Origin of the sequence: Chromobacterium sp. IRSSSOUMB001 (assembly GCF_023507765.1) — a bacterium.
Taxonomy (GTDB): domain Bacteria; phylum Pseudomonadota; class Gammaproteobacteria; order Burkholderiales; family Chromobacteriaceae; genus Chromobacterium; species Chromobacterium haemolyticum.
In genome coordinates, this window is record NZ_JALCYU010000009.1 from 52,331 (window position 1) to 71,411 (window position 19,081).

At 67.1% G+C, this 19,081-nt stretch carries 20 protein-coding genes; 5 read left to right on the forward strand and 15 right to left on the reverse strand.

Going from position 1 to position 19,081, the window contains the following annotated elements:
- The first annotated feature begins 10 nt into the window (after nucleotides 1–10).
- On the forward strand, nucleotides 11–2,050 hold the full coding sequence (locus MOV80_RS13420; RefSeq protein WP_081575954.1) for a prolyl oligopeptidase family serine peptidase: 2,040 nt from the start codon (nucleotides 11–13) through the stop codon (nucleotides 2,048–2,050).
- Here MOV80_RS13420 and blaOXA read toward each other — a convergent pair.
- Nucleotides 2,032–2,868, reverse strand: a complete 837-nt coding sequence (gene blaOXA, locus MOV80_RS13425; RefSeq protein ID WP_052051884.1) for a class D beta-lactamase — start codon at nucleotides 2,866–2,868, stop codon at nucleotides 2,032–2,034. The two genes, MOV80_RS13420 and blaOXA, sit on opposite strands and share 19 nt — an antisense overlap.
- A 101-nt stretch (nucleotides 2,869–2,969) precedes the next feature.
- A complete protein-coding gene (locus MOV80_RS13430; RefSeq protein ID WP_043589651.1) occupies nucleotides 2,970–3,797 on the reverse strand; it encodes an AraC family transcriptional regulator in 828 nt (275 codons plus the stop codon).
- 107 nt (nucleotides 3,798–3,904) lie between these two features.
- On the opposite strand from MOV80_RS13430, the gene MOV80_RS13435 reads away from it, so the two are divergent.
- Nucleotides 3,905–4,438, forward strand: coding sequence for a carboxymuconolactone decarboxylase family protein (locus MOV80_RS13435; RefSeq protein ID WP_019103488.1), 534 nt, complete (start codon nucleotides 3,905–3,907; stop codon nucleotides 4,436–4,438).
- 247 nt (nucleotides 4,439–4,685) lie between these two features.
- On the opposite strand, the gene MOV80_RS13440 is transcribed toward MOV80_RS13435, so the two are convergent.
- From MOV80_RS13440 to soxR, 3 genes are all read right to left on the reverse strand, one after another.
- Nucleotides 4,686–5,120, reverse strand: a complete 435-nt coding sequence (locus MOV80_RS13440; RefSeq protein ID WP_176218507.1) for a CesT family type III secretion system chaperone — start codon at nucleotides 5,118–5,120, stop codon at nucleotides 4,686–4,688.
- Between the two features lie 62 nt (nucleotides 5,121–5,182).
- Complete coding sequence (locus MOV80_RS13445; RefSeq protein WP_081575934.1) at nucleotides 5,183–6,178, reverse strand: hypothetical protein; 996 nt, start codon at nucleotides 6,176–6,178, stop codon at nucleotides 5,183–5,185.
- Between the two features lie 210 nt (nucleotides 6,179–6,388).
- Complete coding sequence (gene soxR / locus MOV80_RS13450) at nucleotides 6,389–6,883, reverse strand: redox-sensitive transcriptional activator SoxR (protein WP_019103485.1); 495 nt, start codon at nucleotides 6,881–6,883, stop codon at nucleotides 6,389–6,391.
- 72 nt (nucleotides 6,884–6,955) lie between these two features.
- Between soxR and MOV80_RS13455 the strand changes: the two genes are divergently transcribed.
- On the forward strand, nucleotides 6,956–7,966 hold the full coding sequence (locus MOV80_RS13455; protein ID WP_081575933.1) for a questin oxidase family protein: 1,011 nt from the start codon (nucleotides 6,956–6,958) through the stop codon (nucleotides 7,964–7,966).
- Nucleotide 7,967: 1 nt separating this feature from the next.
- Here MOV80_RS13455 and MOV80_RS13460 read toward each other — a convergent pair whose 3' ends face one another.
- The 10 genes from MOV80_RS13460 to MOV80_RS13505 form a co-directional block, all read right to left on the reverse strand.
- Nucleotides 7,968–8,492: a hypothetical protein gene (locus MOV80_RS13460; protein WP_019103483.1), complete on the reverse strand. Its 525-nt coding sequence runs from the start codon at nucleotides 8,490–8,492 to the stop codon at nucleotides 7,968–7,970.
- Nucleotides 8,489–9,184, reverse strand: coding sequence for an oxygen-regulated invasion protein OrgB (locus MOV80_RS13465; protein ID WP_141113263.1), 696 nt, complete (start codon nucleotides 9,182–9,184; stop codon nucleotides 8,489–8,491). Before MOV80_RS13465 ends, MOV80_RS13460 begins: the two co-directional genes overlap by 4 nt.
- On the reverse strand, nucleotides 9,141–9,728 hold the full coding sequence (locus tag MOV80_RS13470) for a type III secretion apparatus protein OrgA/MxiK (protein ID WP_043589655.1): 588 nt from the start codon (nucleotides 9,726–9,728) through the stop codon (nucleotides 9,141–9,143). Before MOV80_RS13470 ends, MOV80_RS13465 begins: the two co-directional genes overlap by 44 nt.
- Nucleotides 9,721–10,476, reverse strand: a complete 756-nt coding sequence (locus MOV80_RS13475) for an EscJ/YscJ/HrcJ family type III secretion inner membrane ring protein (RefSeq protein WP_081575931.1) — start codon at nucleotides 10,474–10,476, stop codon at nucleotides 9,721–9,723. The genes MOV80_RS13470 and MOV80_RS13475 overlap by 8 nt, the downstream gene beginning before the upstream one ends.
- Nucleotides 10,473–10,778, reverse strand: coding sequence for a type III secretion system inner rod subunit SctI (sctI, locus tag MOV80_RS13480; protein WP_019101638.1), 306 nt, complete (start codon nucleotides 10,776–10,778; stop codon nucleotides 10,473–10,475). Before sctI ends, MOV80_RS13475 begins: the two co-directional genes overlap by 4 nt.
- A gap of 42 nt (nucleotides 10,779–10,820) precedes the next feature.
- Nucleotides 10,821–11,069, reverse strand: coding sequence for a type III secretion system needle complex protein (locus tag MOV80_RS13485; RefSeq protein WP_107732058.1), 249 nt, complete (start codon nucleotides 11,067–11,069; stop codon nucleotides 10,821–10,823).
- Between the two features lie 17 nt (nucleotides 11,070–11,086).
- Nucleotides 11,087–12,268, reverse strand: coding sequence for a PrgH/EprH family type III secretion inner membrane ring protein (locus MOV80_RS13490; RefSeq protein WP_249605211.1), 1,182 nt, complete (start codon nucleotides 12,266–12,268; stop codon nucleotides 11,087–11,089).
- Nucleotides 12,269–12,460: 192 nt separating this feature from the next.
- Nucleotides 12,461–13,228, reverse strand: coding sequence for a hypothetical protein (locus tag MOV80_RS13495; RefSeq protein ID WP_191186064.1), 768 nt, complete (start codon nucleotides 13,226–13,228; stop codon nucleotides 12,461–12,463).
- Nucleotides 13,225–13,689, reverse strand: a complete 465-nt coding sequence (gene iagB, locus MOV80_RS13500) for a type III secretion system invasion protein IagB (RefSeq protein WP_051002580.1) — start codon at nucleotides 13,687–13,689, stop codon at nucleotides 13,225–13,227. Before iagB ends, MOV80_RS13495 begins: the two co-directional genes overlap by 4 nt.
- A complete protein-coding gene (locus tag MOV80_RS13505) occupies nucleotides 13,686–15,380 on the reverse strand; it encodes a HilA/EilA family virulence transcriptional regulator (RefSeq protein WP_052051886.1) in 1,695 nt (564 codons plus the stop codon). The genes iagB and MOV80_RS13505 overlap by 4 nt, the downstream gene beginning before the upstream one ends.
- A gap of 614 nt (nucleotides 15,381–15,994) precedes the next feature.
- On the opposite strand from MOV80_RS13505, the gene MOV80_RS13510 reads away from it, so the two are divergent.
- Together MOV80_RS13510 and MOV80_RS13515 are read left to right on the forward strand one after the other, a co-directional pair.
- A complete protein-coding gene (locus MOV80_RS13510) occupies nucleotides 15,995–16,396 on the forward strand; it encodes a hypothetical protein (RefSeq protein ID WP_019101257.1) in 402 nt (133 codons plus the stop codon).
- 57 nt (nucleotides 16,397–16,453) lie between these two features.
- Entirely contained in the window at nucleotides 16,454–19,057 is a 2,604-nt protein-coding gene (locus tag MOV80_RS13515) for a hypothetical protein (protein WP_249605212.1), read from the forward strand.
- Nucleotides 19,058–19,081 lie beyond the last annotated feature (24 nt).

Below are 19,081 nucleotides of genomic sequence, written 5' to 3' on the forward strand. Positions count from 1 at the left end.
GATGACGCCGATGTCCGACTATAACGCTCCCGATCCCCACGCCTGGCTGGAAAACCTGGACGATCCCGCCGCCGCCGAATGGGTGGCCGCGCAGAACGCGCGCGCCCAGGCGCTGCTGGACGCCGACCCGCGTTTCGCCGGCCTGCGCGACGAAATCCTCGCCCATCTGCGCGACACCCGCCAGATCCCGTTCTGCGCCGAGCACGACGGCTGGCTGTACAACTTCCACCAGGACGAAGCGCATCCGCGCGGCATTTACCGCCGCACCACGCTGGCGGCCTACCGCGCCGCCGAGCAGGACTGGCAGATCGTGCTGGACATCGACGCGCTGGCCGAGGCCGCCGACGAGGACTGGTATCTGGACGGCGTGTCCCATTGCACGCTGGCGCCCTTGCAAGCCATGGTGCACCTGACCGCCGGCGGCGGCGACGCCGGCATCGCGCGCGAATACGATCTGGCCGCCGGAACCTGGCGGCCGGACGGTTTCAGCTTTCCGGAAGGCAAGAGCCATGTGGCCTGGCGCGATCCGGACAGCGCCTGGGTCTGCCCCGGTTGGCCGGGCGCGCCGCTGACCCGTTCCGGCTACCCGCGCGAAGTGTGGCTGGTGGAGCGCGGCGAGGAAGGCCGGCATGCCTGGAGCCAGGTGTTCGCCGCCGGCGAGGACGCGATGATGGTGGCCGCCTGGCGCTTCCTCGACGCCGACGGCGCGCCGCTGGACCTGATTGAGTGCTCGGACAGCTTCTACAGCAAAACCTACCATCTGATCGACGACGAACTGGAAACCCAGGCGCTGCCGCTGCCGGCCAAGGCCGAGCTGGAGGCTTATCTGCACGGTGATTTGATCGTCAAGCTGGCCGAAGACTGGGACGCCGCCGGAACCGTCTATCCGGCTGGCGCCTTGCTGGCGGTGGCGCTGGAGCCGTTGCGGCAGGGGCGGATCGCCGCGCAATTGCTGGTGGCGCCGCAGCCGCGCTTGGCGGTGGAGTCGGTGGAGACCACGCGCGCCAGCGTGGTGGTCAATCTGTTGGACCAAGTTAAAAGCCGGCTGCTGGCTTTCGACAAGGCGGACGGCGTCTGGCGCGAGCGCGCCCTGCCCACGCCCAGCGGCGGGGTGATCGAGTTCGCCGACCAGCCCTGGGACAGCGATATTCTGTGCTACAGCTTCAGCGATTTCCTGACCCCCACCGGCCTGTACCGGCTGGACGTGGCCAGCGGCGCGCAGGAATGCTTGCGCCGCCAGCCGGAGGCCTTCGACCCGGCCGATTTCGTCGCCGAGCAATGGCAGGCGCGCGCGCCGGACGGCGAAAGCATCCCGTACTTTGTGGTGCGCCGCCGCGACGCGCCGCTGGACGGCTCCACGCCCACCTTGCTGTACGGCTACGGCGGCTTCGAAGTGCCGATGATGCCTTACTACGTGGAGAACTTTGGCCCGCACTGGCTGCAGCGCGGCGGCGCCTTCGCGCTGGCCTGCATCCGCGGCGGCGGCGAGTTCGGCCCTGGCTGGCATCAGGCGGCGCAGGGGGTGAACCGTCAGGTGGGCTTCGACGATTTCATCGCGGTAGCGGAAGACATGGTGGCGCGCGGCCTGACCGCGCCGGCCAGGCTGGGCATCGAGGGCGGCAGCAATGGCGGCCTGCTGGTGGGCGCCTGCATGACGCAGCGGCCGGAGTTGTTCGGCGCGGTGGTGTGTGAAGTGCCGCTGCTGGACATGCTGCGCTATACCGAGCTGCTGGCCGGCGCCAGCTGGATAGACGAATACGGCGACCCGGACGATCCGGCGCAACGGCCGGCGCTGGCGGCGTACTCGCCCTATCACCGGCTGCGCGGCGATCTGGCCTATCCGCTGGCGCTGTTCACCACCAGCGCCAAGGACGACCGCGTGCACCCGGCGCACGCGCGCAAGATGGTGGCGCGGATGCGGGAATTGGGCCACGACGCGCTGCTATTGGAAACCGAGGCCGGCGGCCACAGCGGCAACGCCGGCCAGGAACAGACCGCGCAGGAACTGGCGCGGGTACTGGTCTATTTGTATCAGCGGCTGATGGATTGAGCGGGAGCAGGGGTTGCGGTCAGCAGTGTCGGCAACTCCTCCAGGAAGGCCGCGCGCGCGCGCACACCGGTGGTGCCCGGCTTTTTCTTGTCGTCCTGGATCAGGCGCACGAAGACCAGCGAGCGTTCGCCCTTATTGGCCCAGCCCACATACCAGCCGTAGGGGTGCTCCTCGTCGAACTCGCCGTCCGCCTTGCGCGGATAGGCCATGCCGGTTTTGCCGTGAGCCTGCCAGCCGTCCGCCGCCGCGCTGGTTTCCACGATCTTCATTGTCAGTTCCTGCGCGCGCTTGGACACCGGCAGTTCCAGGTTGACCAGCTTGCGCACAAAGGCCAGTTGTTCCCGCGGCGATACCTTCAGCGAAGAAGAGATCCAGGCGCGTTCCAGGCCGTTGTGCTTGCCCGGGTCGCCGCTGAAGTCGGCGTTGCCGTAGCCGAAGGCATCGGCGTAACGGCCCAGCCGCTCCTCGCCCAAGGCCTGGGCGATCTGCTGCGAATACCACACCACCGAATACTTCAGCCAGCGCACCGGATCGGTGGGCTGTTTCCAGTTATCGCCGCCCCAGTCCACATAGCCGTCCCGATAAGGCAGCGCCGGCTGGTGTTCGCCCTGAAGGAAGCCGGAGTCGAAGCCCATCACGCTGAGCGGAATCTTGAAGGTGGAGGCCGGGGTGTAGCGCTGTTCGCAGTTGCCTTGCTGCTGCAGGATGTCGCCGCTTTTGGCGTCGGCCAGTAGGGTGCACAGCGTGGCGGCGTGAGCGGGCAGGCTGAACAAGCCGGCGCAGATCAGGCCGGTGGCGGCGAGGCGTGGTGCATTCATGGTGTTTCCCTATGGTGGATTCGGCGCGGCGCGCCTATTGGATCGCCGCGGTCTGGAGTCAGATGGGGGGGCGGATTCCAAAGTTCCACGCGTGGCGCTGTTCAAATTGCCGCCTGTTGTTTCAACCAATCGCTGGGCGGCAGTCCCAGCCGTTGGGCGAAGACCCGGCTGAGCGCGGCGGGGCTGGCGTAGCCCACTTGCGCGGCGATGCGCTTGATCGGCTGTCCCTGGCGCAGCTGGTGGCGGACGACGGACAGCCGCCAGTCGGTCAGATAATCCAGCGGGGCGAGGCCGACTTGTTCGCGGAAGCGGGCGGCGAAGCGCGCGCGCGACATGCCGGCCTGTTCCGCCAGCAGTTCCACGGTCCACCCGCGCTCCGGGCGCGCATGGATGGCGTTGACGGCGCGCGCCAGCCTGGGGTCGGACATGGCGGCGAAGATGCCGCTGTGGATCTGGCCGGCGTCTATCACCACGCGTATCGCCTGGATCAGGAAGTATTCCATCAAGCGGTCCAGCGCCGCCTGGCGGGCGAAGCGATCGGAGAAGGCTTCGTCGAACAGCAGTTGCAGCGTGGGCAGCAGGTTGGGGGTGTCGTCCAGATAGAGCACCAGACACTCCGGCAACGCCAGCGCCAGCGGGCCGCCGGTCTTGAAGCCCAGGTCCAGCGTGGCGCAGACCAGATCGGCGCCGCGCTCCCCCACCGGCATCAGGGTATGGGCGCTGGGGCGCGGAAACAGCAGCGCGCAGGGACGGTCGGTGTCCAGCACCAGCGCGTCGCGCAGCGTGCAACTCAGGCGGCCGCCCTTGAGCAAGTGCAGGTGGCCGGCCGTTGCGCCGGGGTCGAAATCGACCAGATGGCATAGATTGCCATGGTGGAACACGCGCGCGGAAAACGCGCTTTGCTGCAACAAGGGCGTCAACAGGTCCATTTCGATACGATCTGCAAAGTTTTCGAGACGATAGACGTCTGATTGTATTGCAAGATGGCTTCTGTGCAGTCCCCATCGTCGTTCAACTTGAGATTCAGGAGTCAGTCATGTCCCGCATCCCCACCGTAAACCGCAATCAAGTCAGCCCGGAACTGGGCGCCACTCTGGACGCCGTCAAGGCCAAACTGGGCATGGTGCCCAATCTGTTCGCCACCTTCGCCCAAGCGCCGGCGGTGTTAAACGCCTATCTGGGCTTCTCCGAGGCCTTGACCAAGGGCAAACTCAGCGCGCGTCAGCGCGAAGTGATCGCCTTGGCCGCCGCCCAGGCCAACGCCTGCCAGTATTGCTTGTCCGCCCATACCTTGATGAGCAAGGGCGCCGGCCTGAGCGAGGCGGACATCCAGGCGGCGCGTGCCGGCCAGGCCGCCGACGCGCAGACCGACGCGATTGCCCGCCTGACCGTGCAAATCGTCAGCCAGCGCGGGGTGGTATCGGATCAGGACCTGGCCGCGGCGCGTGCCGCCGGCGTCGACGACGGCCTGCTGGTGGAGGTGATCGCCGCGGTGGCGCTGAACACGCTGACCAATTACGCCAATCTGATCGCCGGTACCGAGATCGATTTCCCGGTGGTGGCCTTGTAGGCGGCGCTTGACGCTGATTGAGCGAGGTCGAGGCTTGGCCGGTGTACTGGCGTATACCGGCGGCCTCGGCCTTTTTCCTTTTGGGCTTGCCGCGGTGTGGCTTAGAGCCAGTTCAAAATCTCGCGAGCAAGAGCGAGACAAGGCGAAAACCGCTGAGAAAGCGGAATGTACGAGTGGTACATGAGCATTTCGAGGTTGCACTCACCGTGTAACGCTCCACGCAGCGCAGCAGATTATGAACAGGCTCTCAGCAATGCAGCCGGGCGTGGCGTTGGCGCAGCGCTTGCGGCGCAAAGGCCGGCGCTGTTGGTTCCGGCGCGCGGCAGCACCGCTCGGCGCAGTCGCTGATGCGTTCCAGTTGCCGCTGGAGCGCCGCGGCGTCGCAATGCGCCAGCGGCTGGCGGTTCCACAGCACCCAGTCCTGGCTGTGCGCGGATTGGCCGATCACCGGCTTGAGCGGGTCGTCGCTGAACAGGTTCTGCCGCAGCGGCGACGCGTCCGCTTGTGCCTGCTGCGGAGACAGGCAGCAGAACATCAGCAGCTGACGCGCGGGCTGCTCGCTCAGGTGCACCGCGTGTTCGCCCACTTGCAGGGTGAAGAGGCTGTCGTCCATCTGATCCGGAGGCGGAAGCGACAGGGATTGGCAAAGTTCGACGACGGCGTGTTGGAAAGGCGTGGACATGTTTTTTTCTTCTTGGACGGGTGGATGGAAGCCGGCCGCGGGCGGCGGCCGGGGCATGGCGCTTATTCCGAGCGCTGTGGACGCTGGGTGAGCAGTTGCTTCATGACCGCGGCGTACTGAGCGCGCCACGGTTCCGCCGTGACGGGTTTATCCGCCGGGGAGGAAGGATGCTCGGCTGACGAGTCCGCAGGGGCGGCAGGCGTGTTCAGCCAACTTTGCAGGATGGCTTTGCGGATATTGGATTGAGTCTCCGAGCGCTGCGTGCCGAGCATCGAGTTTTCCAAAGGATCCAAGTTGCTATCGTAGTGGTAGTCGTCCGTGTGCAGGGTCAGGCAGGTCAGCAGAGCGGGGGCGGTGAAGGCGGGCTGAGGATGCGCTTCCGCCTCGCGGTAGGCATGGGCCAGCACCGTCATGGCGGCCTCGGCGCAGTCTTTCTCCGGGCCGTCGAGCTGCTTCAGCATCTCGCGGTGCAGTGCGCAAGGATCGTCACTCTGCTTGACGTGAGTCTCCAAGGCCGTGCCGCTGGGCAGCGGCAGTTGGTTCTTGACGATGTCCTTGATCAGCGCGGCCATTTGCACATTGGTCAAGGATGGGATATCGGCTTTGCCGTTCATCATCGCTTGTTTGAGGCTGTTCTGTTCCGTGAGGGAGTCGGATTTGCGGAAGGCGCCGCTCATGTCCTCATGCCGCGCCAGGCGTTGAGTGAATTCCGCGCACAGTTGCTGAAACTGGCCGGCGAAGATGGGGCTGGCGATAGGGGAGGTGACGGCCGTGGCCGCGTCGGCCGGCTTGGCCTGACCCGTCAGCTTGCGCACCCAGTCCGGGATCGCGCCGAAGAAGCGGGAGACCCGGCCGGTCAGCGGCTGGAAGAAGCGGCGTACGTCGGACAGGCATTCGCTCAAGACCGCGTGAGCCTTGCCGCGGCTTTCAGCGCTGTCGGCTATGCGCACCGGCTTGCCGTTAAGGCTGCCGGTCTGGGCGGCGGGGGTTTCGGGGGCCGGAGCGTGCGAGGGGCTGGCGTGGGGCCGGACGGAGGGAAAGCCGAGAGGCAATAGCATGATGGCGCTCCAGTGGCGTTGAAAATGGCCGCCATTACACCGCGCCGCGCCGGCGGCGGCTTTCAGGAAGCGCTCAGAACCTGTTTACGAGCAACTGAGCCCTTATGCGATGAGAGCCGTCTTCGAAATGCTCACGTGCCGCGCGCGCACCCTGCTTGTTCAGCCGCAACGCCTTGTCCTGCTCTAGCTCGCGAGATCGTAAACACGTTCTCAGCCGTCGTCTTGGTCGGCTGCCTCCGTCGGCGGTTCGCCTATCAGATAGCGCGGTCCTTCGCCCAGGCTGGCCGCGCGGTCGCCGGGGTTGTACAGCGCGCACTGGCTCAGCGACAGGCAGCCGCAGCCTATGCAGTTGCCCAGCCGGTCGCGCAGCCGGGTCAGTTCGTCTATGCGCTGCTGCAGGCGCGGCAGCCAGTTAGCGGACAGCGCCTCCCAGTCGCGCGGCGTCGGCGTGCGCTGGCTGGGCAGGGCGGCCAGCGAGCCGCGGATATCGTCCAGGCTGATGCCGACGATCTGGGCCGCGCGGATAAAGGCGACGCGGCGCAGCGCGTCGCGCGGGTATTGGCGTTGGCCGCCGGCGGAACGGGCGCTGTGCAGCAGGCCTTGGCTTTCGTAGTAGCGCAGGGCGCTGGCGGCCACGCCGGAACGGCGCGCCAGCTCGCCTATGCTGAGCCAGGGGAAGGGTTTAGCAGTGGGAGCGGCGGGCATGCGCGGACTCGCTTGACTTAAAGTTGACTTTAACTTTTATCGTAAGGTCATGATTTTTTCAAGGAGGACGCCATGAACGCGCCAAGCCGCCACACCGAACTGCATGCCTTGCTGGACGCCAACCATGAGTTTTCGCTGATGCACAGCGACACCACCAACCACTGCCCGATGGCGCTGACCGCCTTGGCGGAAATGGGGGCGGAGCCGCACCAGCTGCGCGCATTTTTCGATTTTTGGGAAAGCGAGCGCGCTCAGCCCGCGGAAGCGGCGGACTACGATATCGGCTGGGGACGTTGGGACGAGGCAGTGGGGCGGTTGGACGCTTTCCCGGCGCTGCTCAGGGTGATGGAGGAGAGAGTGGCGGCGCGCGGCGTGGAAGAAACCGCGCGCGAGGTGCTGGGCAGCCTGCCGTTTTCACCCGGCGGCGGCGCTTTCCACCCCTTGATCCGGCTGGCCTTCGCCCTGCGCGCCGGCCATGCCGGCGAGGCGGCGGCGGCCCTGGCCTATTATCTGAGCAGCTATCTGCGCCTGCCCGCCGGTTTGGACGCGAACGCGCCGACGGCCTCGGCGGAGGATGGGTTGGAGCGCTTGTCGCAGGCGCTGGCCGGCTGGAACAGTCCGGAGTACTGGATACAGGAGCGGTTCGAAGAAGTGCTGGCCGATTCGCGTTTCGCCGCAGCGCTGCCCGGCGCGCCGCAAACGCCGGACTGGCTGGACGCCTTGGCGCGGGCGGCGCTGCGGGTGTACTGGCAGACCGACAACTTCACCGCCCTGCACATGGTGACGGCGACGCTGGCGCTGCGCGACGTGCTGGAGCATCTGCCCGGCCTGCCGGCGGAGGAGTGGCGTCCCGCCTTGTGGCAGACCTTCTGCGTCGCCTATGTGTCCATCGGCGCGCCGGCGCTGGAGGCGGATGAATTGCCGGACGAGCAGCCGGCCTGGCCCTTATTGCTGCAGCGCGCGCTGAATGTGCGCAACGAGCATGTGATCAAGCTGGTGTACGCCTGCCGGCGGGAGTTCCAGCGCAGCGGCGACGTCTTCTATCACGCGGCGGCGGCGCGGGCCTTGTGGGACGCGGTGTGAATCACCAGTCTTCCATCTCCTTGGGCACGCCGCCGGACATGATCGCGTCCTGCATCCATTGCTGCATCATGCCGGCAACGCCGATATTGCCCACCAGCGAGGTCATCAGGGCGGTGTGCAGCGGGGAGGCGGCGTCAATCTGTTCCAGCGTGCGCTGGATCATGTCGTTTTTCTGCTTCAAGGTGGTGAAGGCCTGTTCGCCGGTGGCCGGGTCCTTGAACTCGCCCAGCAGCTTGCCGACGGCGTCGGCATAGCGCTGTTTGTCCTCTTGAGAGTCGGACGCCGGCGGCGGAAGCTCGCGTAGCGCCGCGAGGAAGGCCACCGCGACGGGGTCGGACTCGAAGTCCGGCCATTTGTGCGGTGGCGGCTCCACCGGCTTGGCGTCGTCGGCCTCCGGCGTTTCCGTTGGCGGCGGGGCGCCGTCGGCGTCTTGCGCCGCGGCCAGCAGCCGTTGCTGCAGCGGGATGAGGTCGTCGCCGGCCGCGGCGGCGCGGCCCAAGGCGGAGGGGGTCAGCGAGGGGATCATTCCGGGCTCCTGTCTGAGGCGGCCAAGGCCGCCAGATCTTGTTCCAGTTGCGCGATCAAGCCGCGCAGCGCCTGTTCCGACAAACGGCGGCAGTCTTGGGGCAAAGGCTCCAGGCATTGCAGCAGCTGGCGGCTGGCCGGTTCCACGTATTGCTCCGGCGAGAACTCCGCCGCCTGGTCCGCGCAGCGCATCATGAAGCGCGCGTCGGCGTGGTAGTCGATCTGGATGGCGCCGGGCCAGTTTTCCGCCAGCAGCGTCATCAGCTGCGGCTGCAGCGCGCGGGCGCGCTTGGGCAGTTGCAGGTAAAGAGTGGCGTCCGGCTGATCCAGGCCGCGCAGCCATTCGTCCAGCAGCAGCAGCAGCGTGTCCGGGTGGTCCACCGCCGCGGCCAGCATGGCGCGCGCCTCTTGCTCCAGCCGCTCGCGCCAGTTCCAAGCCATGGCCTGGCTGGCGGCCAGATGGGCGGCCGCGTGTTCCAGCGCGGCGAGCATGCCTTGCTGGTAGCCTTCCTGGCTGGCTTGCCGGCGCAAGGATTCGGCCTGGCGCTCGGCTTCGCGCAGCACGCGCTGCGCCTGTTGCCGCGCGTCGCGCTCCAGTTGGTCGGCGCGGGCGGCGCGGCGCAGCTGGCCGCGGCGCACCAGCACGCCTTCAGCGGCGATCGGCGGGCGGGGTGTGGGGATGTCTCTGGGCATGTTGTAGGGCCAAGGTCAGAATCAGGGCGTCGGCGGCCGGTTGCGGCGGCGCGGCGTCGGCCTCCGGCGGGAACTGCAGCGGCAAGCGTTGCGCCAAGGGGCGCGGCAGCCGCTCGCGCCAAGCTTGCAGGCGGCCGTAGCCGGTGAGCAGCAGCGCGCCGTGGCTTAGCGCCGGCCGTTGCGCGGCGGCGGCGTCCGGCGGCAGCGCCACGGCGGCGAATTCCTGCGCCCAGTCCGGCAGCCGCAGCAGGCCGGCCTGCCAGCCCAAGCCGGCGCGCAAGGCGTGGCAGCCCAGCAAATAGGCGGTTTGAGGCAGACGCCGCCAGTGGCGCAGCCATTGCCGCGCCAGCGGGTCCAACTGGGCGTCGGCGCAGTCGCTGTCCAGCCGATAGGCGGAAATCACCAGTTCATTGGCCGCCGCGCGCGCGGCGGCGGAGGCGGTCAGCGACGACGGCAGGACCAGCCTTCGCGGGTGCAGGTAGGCCAGCGGGTCGTACAGCAGCGCTTGCAGCGCCGGGGAACGGGCGGCGGGCGGCTTATTCATGTCCGGTCTGCGGCTCGGCGGCGGGCGGCGCTGCCGCGGGTTTGGGCGCGCGGCGTTGCCACAGCCAGGCCGCCGCGGCGCCCAAGAGCGCGATCAGCGCCACGCCGGCCATCAGCCAGCTCAGGCCGGAACCGCGCTCATCCGCCGGCGCGGTGGGCGCCTGCTGTTGCGCTTCGCTGCGCCGCGACAGCACCACCGAGATATTGTCGTAATCGATGTCGGCGAAGCTGTTCTTCAGGAAGCGCTTGATGTCGTTGACCATTTGCTCCGGATCCACATCGCGGTCGTACACCGCCAGCGCGGACAAATGGATGGGCTTGGCGGCGCGGCCGCCTTCGCCGGAATCCAGGTCGTAGCTGACGTGCACGCGCGCGGACAGCACGCCGTCCATGGTTTGCAACGACTGCTCCAGCCGTTGCTCGATGGCGGAGTACAGCCGCGCCTTTTCCGCGCGCGGCGAGGACACCAGGGAATCCGCCGGGAACATCTGCGCCACTTCCACCCGCGGCCGCGAAGGCAGGTTGTAGGCCTTCAGCCAGTCCACGGCGGCGGCAAAGTCCGGCTGCGCCACGGCGATGCTGAAGCCGGCCTTGCCGCGGTCGGTTTTGTCGGCCTCGATATTGTGGCGCTGCAAGACGGCGATCACTTCATTGGCCTGCTGCTGATCCAGGCCCTTGAGCAAGTCCTTCTGCTGGCAGCCTGTCAGCAGCAATGCCAGCAATACGGCTTTGAAACCATGGCGGATCATGAGCGCAGCAGGCTTTCTACCGCGCCCACGGTTTTGCGGGTGAGGGTGCTGATCATGGACACCTCCAGGTTGTAATTGGAGGTGCGCTGCTGCAGCTCCATCAGCACGGCCGGATTGCTCAATAGGCCCGGCTGTTCCAGCCGTTGAAGAATGGCGTCCTTCTCCATGCCTACGCCCACGGCGTTTTGCGAGAAGGCCTGGATGAGGCGGTCGTCCAGCGACACTAGATTGTGTTCGGAGCGAGTGATGTCGCTGACCTGAGCGGTCAGCGAATCCAGAGAGAGGGTGGAGATGGGGGTCATGGGCGGACTCCTGAAGCGCCGGCGCGTGGCCGGCGTCGGGGTTTAGCGGAAGTTCTGAATAATGGCCGCGTCGATGTCTTTGAACACTTTGACGGTGTTGGACTGCGCGTTGCGGTACAGGTTGTACTCGGACAGCTTGCTCTGGTAATCGGCCAGCAACTGGGGGTTGGACGGGTTGCCGTTCAACTTTTTCAGCGCGTCGGTCAGTTCGGTTTGGAGCTTGCTGGTGCCGGTGTCGAACTCCTTGGACATGTCGCTGAGGGTCCAATCCGGATTAGAGATAATTGGCATGGTGATTTTCCTTTGATTTACAGGGGTTTGGGGAAATACCAGTGGCCAGTCGCCATCTTGACGTAACCCTGGTTGCCGTACTTGAAGGACTTGCCCTTGAGCCAGTCGTCCTTCAATTCAATGGCGAATTGCACGTAGCGGCCGCCCCATTGGCGGTAGTAGTCGTCGACGAAGCGGCGTGCGCGCAATAGTTCGCCGTCGTCCAGCGAGCCCTGGATCACGAAGGTGACGCCGTTGGGCTGCTCGCTGCGCGTGAAGGGCAGCGCCTGGCGCGACAGGCCGGTTTCGGCCTGGCTCGCGGCTGCGGCGTCGTCCACCGGCACGATGTCCACCGCGTCGGCGTAGGGCATTTGTTCTGCCAGCCGCTGCGACAGCGCCTGGCTGGCCGGCCCGCCCAGCGCGGCGCGCTGTTGGCTGACCCACAGCTGCGGCCGGCGCGGGTTGTCCAGCTGCAAGCGGTAGTAGGGCAGGTGCGGGTAGTGATCCGCCAGCCAGCGGCCGACGCGTTCGTTTTCCTGCTGAGGGCTGAGCACCCGCGCCGGGCGGTTGTAGTCGCCGCGCGCCAGCACTTGCCGCGCCCAGGCGCTGTCGCGCTCATTGGCGGCGGAGACGTAAAACACGCCGTCGCGTCCGGGCAGCACCTGGAAGCGCTGGCTGTCGCGTCCCAGCAAGGCGTTCAATTCCGAGGCCTGGCGCTGGGGGGTGTTCCACAGCCAGTAGCCGCCGCCGGCCAGCAACAGCGCGGCGATCACCGCCAGCGCCACCGCGGCGGCGGCGTGGCGACGCGCCGGTTTTTGTTCCGGCGGGGGCGTGTCCTGGCCGTGACCCAGCACTTCCGGCGACCAGGACAGATGTTCCGGCCGCAACGCCAGTTCCAGCGCGCCGATGCGCAGCGGACGGTTGAATTCGGCCGGACGTTCGTCAATGCCGGCGTCGCGCAGTTCGCGCAAAGTCACTTGGTCAGGCTCGGCTCGATCGATCAGCACTTCGAAATTGACGCCCCCCTGTTCCAGCGGAATGAACAGAGCGTCGGCGGGCAATTCCGGCAACTGGCCTGCTTCGGTCAGGGCGGCGGCCGGGCCGACCAGAAACAAGGTCTTGCCCGGTTGCAACAGGAATTCGCAGCCGCGCAGCGGGCTGTTGAGCAGGCGGACCACGATGGGCGCCGGCGCGGAGAGAGTGATGTCTTCAGCTGCCATGGTGTCTGTCGGTGAGTGCGCAAGGTTCTGCGATGTTGGCATTCACTTTACGGACAAGCCGGAACGGATTCCTGATGGAAAACCGATGAAATCTCGGGAGGGGAATCAGATTCGGGGAGGAGGGAAAAAGCATGGCGGCGTGCCGCGGAAGCGGCGGCCGCCATGTAAAGGGGGATCGGGGATGGCGCGGGTTCAGCGCTCTTGGGCGCTATCGGCCCGCGCCGCTATTCTTTCTTTCAATTCATTGATGAGTTTCGTTCCTTCCGGCGTGGCGGTAGAGGGTTTTGAACTCGGCTCCTTGCGCAGTTTTTGGCTCTGCTCGTCGCGCAATTGCTGGATATCGGCCACGCTGGCCGCCGCGACCTTGTTCCAGGCGCGCGCCGGGCCGGCCGCCGGGGCCGCCGCGTTGACGGACGGCGGCGGTGGGGGAGGTGGCGGCGGTGGCGGCGGTGGAATCTGACCGGGCTGCGTTGGCTGCGGCGCGGCGCTCAGCACCGGAGCGGTGGGCGCGGTGGGCGCGGTTTGCACGACGGCGGCCGGCATTGGAGTCTCCTTGGCCGGCGCGCGCTTGCCGGCGCTGCCCTCCAGGCTTTTCTGAAAAGCCAGGAAGGTCTCGGGCGACATCTTCAACATGCGCTGTAGCGCCATCGGATCGCGCTTGGGCATCGGCGCGGCGTCGGCGCGTGCTGGCCCGCCGTTCACCTGTGCCATGGCCTGCCGCAGTTTGCCCATGGGCCGCGCCGATATTTCCGCGCGAGCCTGGGGCGCGGCTTGTTGAAAAGCTTGCCGCAGTTGGCTGACGGAGCGGCTGGGCTGAGCCGTGCGCGGCGCGGGCTGAGGCGAGGCCGCCTGGCTGACGCCGCGCAGCTGGGCGGTCCAGGCCGGCTGCGGACAGGTTCTTGGGGCGGCGACCGGGGCCGCGGCGGGCTGCGGGCGCGGCGGGGGAAGCGAGCGAATCATGAGAGCTCCTTGCTTGGGGGTGGGGCGGCTTGACGCAGTTTCTGGTAGCGCCGCCACACTTGCTCGGCGTAACGCATGCGCAAGGCGCGGCGGTTGGGCGCGGTGCCGGCGTTGTAGGCGCCCACCGCCTCCCAGGAATAACCGTAGCGTTTCATCATCTCGGCCAGGATGGAGGCGCCGACGACCACGGACAGGCAGGCGTCGCCCATCAACTGCGGTTCGGTGACGCCCAACTGGCGCAGTCGCGGCAGATGGACACTGTTGATCTGCATCAGGCCCAGGTCCCGGCTGCCGTCGCGGTTGCGTCCCACCGCGTCCGGCTTGAGCCCCGACTCTTGTTGGGCGATGGCGTAGAGCAAGTCCGGCGCGATATTGAACATGCGGCCGGCACGATCCCAGCAGTCCGCCCGCGCCGCGCCGGCGCATAACAATAGAGCGGACAGCAGACAGACGCGGATCACGCCGCCTCCGGCTGGCAAGGCTGGGCGTGTTCCGCCAGTTCGCTCAGACGCGGATCATGGCGCCAGGCCTTGATCCACAGATAGCCTTCGGCCTGCAACTGGCGCCAATGCTGGACTGCGGCCTCCGGGCCCTGCGCGGCCAGAATCAGCGGCAGCAGGCTGGAGCGCACCTGGCGGCTGTCCACCTTGGCGAGGAAGGCGCGCAGCGCCGGCAGCGCGGCGTCGCCGCGCCGGCAGTAGTCCACATAGCTGTGATTGAGGGCGAGCAGGCCGGCCTCCTCGCCGGAGTCGCGCACCGCCTGGACCAGTTCGTCGGCTTGCGCGTGCTGGCCTTGCAGTCCCAGCAGCAGCGCCAGCACGCTTTGCAGCACCGGGTGGTTCTGCCCGTATTGGCAGAGCTGGCGTTTGCCCAGCGATACCGCGTCTTCGATGCGGCGCTCGTAATAGGTCAGCCACAGCTTGAGAATGCTGGCGGAGATGCGCGAAGGGTCGCGTTCCAGGCAGGCGTCCAGCGCCTGCTGCGCCTGGGCCAGCTTGCCGGACAGGAATAAATGCCAGGCGTGGTAGTAATGGATGTCGACGGCGTCCGGCGCCAGCAGTCGCGCCTGTTCGAACAGGGCCTCTGCCACCGCCTGCTGAGAGCGCATGCTGCTGAGCAGGGCCAGCAAGCCCAGCGCCTGGGGGTTGGCCGCGTCCAGCTCCACCGCCTTGTTCACCGCCTGCTGCGCCTGGATCAGCGCCTGGGCTTGGTCGAACAGGCCCAACTGGGCCAGGGTCAGATAACACTCGGCCAAGCTGCAGTAAGGCAGTGCGTGGCTGGGGCCGGCGTTGACGCACTGGCGCAGCAGCATTAGCGCGCGGCGCAGGCTGGACGGGGTGTGTTGTTGCAGTTCGTGGCGGCCGTTCAAATAGGTGATGGCCATGTCAAGCGAGCCCAGCTCGTTGTTTTGGCCCTGATTCCAGCGCAGGCCGGGAATGCGTTGCGGCAGCAGGCTGGCCAGCCGGGTCTGCAGCGCGGTGATGGGCTGTTCCGGGCTCAGCTCTATGCTTTCATGGTGGATCAGTTGATGGCCGGCGGCGCGCACCAATTCCACCCGCAGCTTCCAGACGCCGCCTTGCTGCAGAGTCTGGCCGGCCAGGTAATAGTCCGGGCGCAGCTGGTCGATCATTGCCACGATGTCGGTGACGTCGCGGCAGTTCTCGGTGATGGTGGCCGGCAGCACGATCAGGCCGAACGGCGAGTAGCGCGACAGACATTGCACCAGAGCGTTGTGCAGACTGACCGCGTCCAGCTGTGGGTGAGTGCGGAAAGGCAGCACCGCCACCGAGCATTGAGCCGCCAGCGGCGTCGGTTTGGACACCATGGCCACTGGACGGCTGAAGCGATAGCCCTTGCCGTACACCGTGTCGATGTAGCGGCAGTCCTTGGTTTCCAGCAGGATGCGCCGCAGCGCGTAGATGCAGCGGGTCAGCGATTCTTCGTTGACTTCGCCATCCGGCCAGACGCGGTCCAAAAGCGCGTCCTTGCTGACCAGCTCTCCCGCTGCTTCCAGCAGGGTGGTCAGCACCGCCAATTCCTTGGGCGGAATGCTGATTTGCTGCTCGCGATGCAGCAGCATGCCGTCGAAGTGCAAGACGAAATCGCCAAATACAAATTGCCTGTTCATGAAGCCATCTTTATGTAACGCCATCTTCTAGTTCCTCTTGCGCGCACGGCGCAATAGCGCATGGCGGACCATGCGGATCGAGTCGACCAATGCCGCGACTTGTGTGCTATTCCCCGTAGCATCGCTGCATGTCGGCGTGTTTTTTGTTCGGTGGATCTGTTGGGTGATTTGCGCTGGTTCTTGGGGCCGGCTGCGGATTCGCATCGCGCGGCGTGTATCCGCCGCTTCCCGCCCGCTATCGCCTGGAATTGCCAGTGTCGTCAACTGACGCTCAAAGCCTTTATCCGGTCATAAAAACAGAGAGAGTGGATGGTACTTTTGCCGACGAGGGCCAGCTTGCAAAAAATGTTCAGCGAATGACATGGTGTTGTTTGTCCTGTTCTTATGCCATTGGATTGATAAGTAGGGTTTTGATTTCCTTCGCATAAATTTAGGGTATGTAGGAATACTACGTGAGGGAGTGCTTGCTACAAATGGGAAAACTCTCAAAAACGAGGGGGCGGCGGGAGCCGGGTCGCGGCCGATTTATGCAAGTTTGGACACGGGCGTTGGGGTAGTTTGACGCTGTCGCCGAGCATGCGCCGGCGGCCTCTCATCACCGTCGTTCTGGCCTCGCCGCCAAATCAGGAGCGTTTGAAATGTCTTTTAATGTTTCGTCGAAGCCGACCGCCAATCCCCCCAGTTTGGCGGGACTGTCCGAGCCGCAGCCAAGCGCGGCGTCCGCGCCGGCGCAAAGCCTGTTCGCGGCCGCGTTGCGTGGCGGCGGCATGACAGCGCAGGCGCCGGCTGTCGAACAGAAGCCGAGGGCCAGCGGCGCCGACGCTTGGCAAGCTGTGCAAGCCGGGCTGGCTCGGGACTGCGCCAAATATCGCGATTTGGCGGCCCAGGGCGTGAAAGACGGGACAGTCAGCCCTGAAACGCGCGGGCAATTGCAAGGGCTGCTGCTGCGTCTGACGGAGATGGGGCGCGAGTTGCAGTCGGAAAGGCCGTCGCCGCTGGCGCTGGCCGCGAACTTAAAGGCCGGAAACGGCGAAAACTAGGCAGACGCGCGGGCCAGGCCCGGCGTTTGAGCCGCGATGCGGCGCGAGGAGGCATCCATGTTGGACACAGTTGCAAGCGGGGCGGGTACGGTGCGGTTGCAGGGCTTTCGCCGTTTATCGGAATCTTCGGCCTCGCGGCCGGCACAAGGCCTGGCCGCGGCGTTCAACGGCGCTCGCGGCGCGGCGGAACGCAGCGTGGAAGACGCGCCGCCGGCGCGGGGCAGCCAGGTGGTGCTCAGCGATGACAAGCTGCGTTTGCGGCGCGAGGACCTGGGCCAGACCTTGCTGGCGATGAAACGCGAAGCCTACCGCCAGGCGGAGCCGGAGCGCTCGCGCTGGCCGCGCTGGGTGCAGGCGCTGAACATCCTTCCGCGCAGCCACGCAGTGACGCCCAAGACGGTGGCCATCGTGGAAAACTTGCGGCGGACGCTGGCGGCCGGCGATGCGCGGACGCCGCTGGACATCAAGGAATGCGCGCGGCTGTCGCTGGACATGGAGGCGTTGGCGCGCGCGGCGACGCCGGGCAGTCCGCTGGCGGAGCTGAGCCAGCGGCTGGCTCTGCTGGGCCAGGCGGCCTGGGCGCAATTGGCGCGGACGGAGGCGGAAGCGCAGCTGCTGCCGCAATTCCAGCGCTTTGATCAGCCGGGCGCCAGCCAGGAGCGCAGCGTCGGCGGTTCGGTCGGCGTCGGCCTGGGGCTGGGAGAAGCCGGAGCCGGGGCCAAGGCCACTCTCAGCGTGGGCCTGGCCTGGAGCCGCGGAATGGACAACGACGACGAAGGCTTCGTGTTCCAGAACCAAGGCAAGGCGGTGTCCGCGCGCGCCGGGGTTCAGGGCGGCGTCGGCGTCGCCTCCTTGTCCGGCGCGGTGGAAGGCCGCCGCCAGCGCACCGTGGCGACCGAATACGCCAGCGCCACCGCCTTCGTCAAACTGAAGGCGGACCAGTTGGCTCACGGCTCGCGCCGCGACACCTTGGGCCTCAGCGCCCGCACCGCGGTGGGGGCGCTGATCCGCCTGTTCCGCCCCAGCCACGGCAATGAATTGCGTCAGTACCAGCAACTGCAACAGCAGGCTGCGGATCAACAACAACGGCTGGGCGTGTTGCTGGGCTGGCTGGGGCAGCGCGACAGCGCGGCGTCCCTGCCCGGCGCGCAGGCACCCTATCTGCCGCCCAGCAAGGTGGACAGCGTCAAGGGCAGCGCTTCCGCCCGCGCCGAAGCGATCGGCGTCGGGGCCGGCGTTGGCGCGGCGGTGGAGCGCATCGACATTCAGGCCGACGCGCTGACGCCGATCTGGCAAGGCCTGCGCCAGGAGCAGGGCGCGGCGCGCAACGCGACGATCGCCCAGCAACGGCTGGCCGGCATCGAACAAAAAGCCGCCGCGCTGATGGGCGCGGACGCGCGCAATCATCCGCTAAGCGGACTTAGCGGCGCGCAGAACATGGCGGCGCTGCGCGAACTGGCGCCGGAGAAGCTGCGCGACGCGGCGGACGGTTTGCGCGCCGAATTCGAACATTTCTGCGCCGTTGCCCAGCAACTGGACGCCGGCATCGGCAAGCGCCAGGGCGGCGCGGCGGTGGAGCGCTCGATTCAGGCCGCCTGGCGCGCGGGAAGCCGCGAGGAAACGCTGGCCAATATGGCGTTGGCCCATGCCGCGTTGACGCTGACCGCGGCGGGCAAGGGCGACGAGACCCTGCTGCAAAGCCTGGACCAGTTGGCGCCGCGTTTGTACGCGCCGCCCATCCGCCACGACGCGGCGGCGCTGGCCAAGCGCACCAGCTTTCACGACGTGCTGCGCCTGCAGATCCGCGACCGCAGCGTCGCCTTGGACCTGGGCGGCGCGCTAGGCCCGCTGGGCCTGAAAGCGGAAGCCTCGCTGACCGAACGAACCCGGGTGCACCACAACCCGGTGAGAGCGGGGGATTACAAGGACGTGAGACTGAGCTTGTCCGGCAATTTGGGCGGCTCTTGGCCGCTGGACGCCTTGCGCGACGCGCTGAGCGCGCAGCTTGCGCCTCACGGCCTGGCCGCCGAAGTGCCGGCGGCGCTGGCCGGCTTGCAAAGTTCCGTGGGGCTGCAAGGCGGCGGCGCACTGACCCTGCTGCTGCGCTTCTATCGGCCGCAATACCAGACCCAGGCGGATTTCCCGGCCGAAGCCGTCGGCTTCCGGTTGCAACTGAGCCGGGTCAGCGCCAGCGGCAACCTCGGCGTGTCCGCCTCCGGCGGCGTGCCGCTGCAGCCGGGGGTATCGCTGGAACTGGGCCTTAACGCAGGCTCCTCCGCCACCGCGGTGCTGGGCGAGCGTTGGGGCGACAACAGCCTGAGCGCGCCGCTGATGCACTATTTGCACCTGAAGGCGGTGGATGAGAGCGAGCGCTGGCCGGCCATGAGAGAGGCGCAGCGGCCGGCGCTGGAAGCTCTATGCCGCAAGCTGGCCGAACCGGACTCCGCGGTGCGGCAAGAGGCCGGCTATTACCTGAAGCGCCAGGGCGTGGACGGCGCGGATTTCTTCGCCGCGATGGAGCGCTTCGCCGCCAGCGGCTCCAGGCGCGCCGGGGACGCCGCGCTGGACGCGCTGGATGCGATGATGGAGCGCCAGCTCCCCTTATGGCAGGCGGACAAGCAGAGTTTCGCCGGTTGGGAAGAACTGCCGCTGGCGCGCTAGCGGGCATGGACAACGAACAAGAGG

What these genes read in the sequence shown, in the direction of transcription:
- MOV80_RS13420 (WP_081575954.1), top strand. Translation starts at nt 11, where the DNA reads ATGTCCGACTATAACGCTCCCGATCCCCACGCCTGGCTGGAAAACCTG.
- blaOXA (WP_052051884.1), bottom strand. Translation starts at nt 2,868, where the DNA reads ATGAATGCACCACGCCTCGCCGCCACCGGCCTGATCTGCGCCGGCTTG.
- MOV80_RS13430 (WP_043589651.1), bottom strand. Translation starts at nt 3,797, where the DNA reads ATGGACCTGTTGACGCCCTTGTTGCAGCAAAGCGCGTTTTCCGCGCGC.
- MOV80_RS13435 (WP_019103488.1), top strand. Translation starts at nt 3,905, where the DNA reads ATGTCCCGCATCCCCACCGTAAACCGCAATCAAGTCAGCCCGGAACTG.
- MOV80_RS13440 (WP_176218507.1), bottom strand. Translation starts at nt 5,120, where the DNA reads ATGTCCACGCCTTTCCAACACGCCGTCGTCGAACTTTGCCAATCCCTG.
- MOV80_RS13445 (WP_081575934.1), bottom strand. Translation starts at nt 6,178, where the DNA reads ATGCTATTGCCTCTCGGCTTTCCCTCCGTCCGGCCCCACGCCAGCCCC.
- soxR (WP_019103485.1), bottom strand. Translation starts at nt 6,883, where the DNA reads ATGCCCGCCGCTCCCACTGCTAAACCCTTCCCCTGGCTCAGCATAGGC.
- MOV80_RS13455 (WP_081575933.1), top strand. Translation starts at nt 6,956, where the DNA reads ATGAACGCGCCAAGCCGCCACACCGAACTGCATGCCTTGCTGGACGCC.
- MOV80_RS13460 (WP_019103483.1), bottom strand. Translation starts at nt 8,492, where the DNA reads ATGATCCCCTCGCTGACCCCCTCCGCCTTGGGCCGCGCCGCCGCGGCC.
- MOV80_RS13465 (WP_141113263.1), bottom strand. Translation starts at nt 9,184, where the DNA reads ATGCCCAGAGACATCCCCACACCCCGCCCGCCGATCGCCGCTGAAGGC.
- MOV80_RS13470 (WP_043589655.1), bottom strand. Translation starts at nt 9,728, where the DNA reads ATGAATAAGCCGCCCGCCGCCCGTTCCCCGGCGCTGCAAGCGCTGCTG.
- MOV80_RS13475 (WP_081575931.1), bottom strand. Translation starts at nt 10,476, where the DNA reads ATGATCCGCCATGGTTTCAAAGCCGTATTGCTGGCATTGCTGCTGACA.
- sctI (WP_019101638.1), bottom strand. Translation starts at nt 10,778, where the DNA reads ATGACCCCCATCTCCACCCTCTCTCTGGATTCGCTGACCGCTCAGGTC.
- MOV80_RS13485 (WP_107732058.1), bottom strand. Translation starts at nt 11,069, where the DNA reads ATGCCAATTATCTCTAATCCGGATTGGACCCTCAGCGACATGTCCAAG.
- MOV80_RS13490 (WP_249605211.1), bottom strand. Translation starts at nt 12,268, where the DNA reads ATGGCAGCTGAAGACATCACTCTCTCCGCGCCGGCGCCCATCGTGGTC.
- MOV80_RS13495 (WP_191186064.1), bottom strand. Translation starts at nt 13,228, where the DNA reads ATGATTCGCTCGCTTCCCCCGCCGCGCCCGCAGCCCGCCGCGGCCCCG.
- MOV80_RS13505 (WP_052051886.1), bottom strand. Translation starts at nt 15,380, where the DNA reads ATGGCGTTACATAAAGATGGCTTCATGAACAGGCAATTTGTATTTGGC.
- MOV80_RS13510 (WP_019101257.1), top strand. Translation starts at nt 15,995, where the DNA reads ATGTCTTTTAATGTTTCGTCGAAGCCGACCGCCAATCCCCCCAGTTTG.
- MOV80_RS13515 (WP_249605212.1), top strand. Translation starts at nt 16,454, where the DNA reads ATGTTGGACACAGTTGCAAGCGGGGCGGGTACGGTGCGGTTGCAGGGC.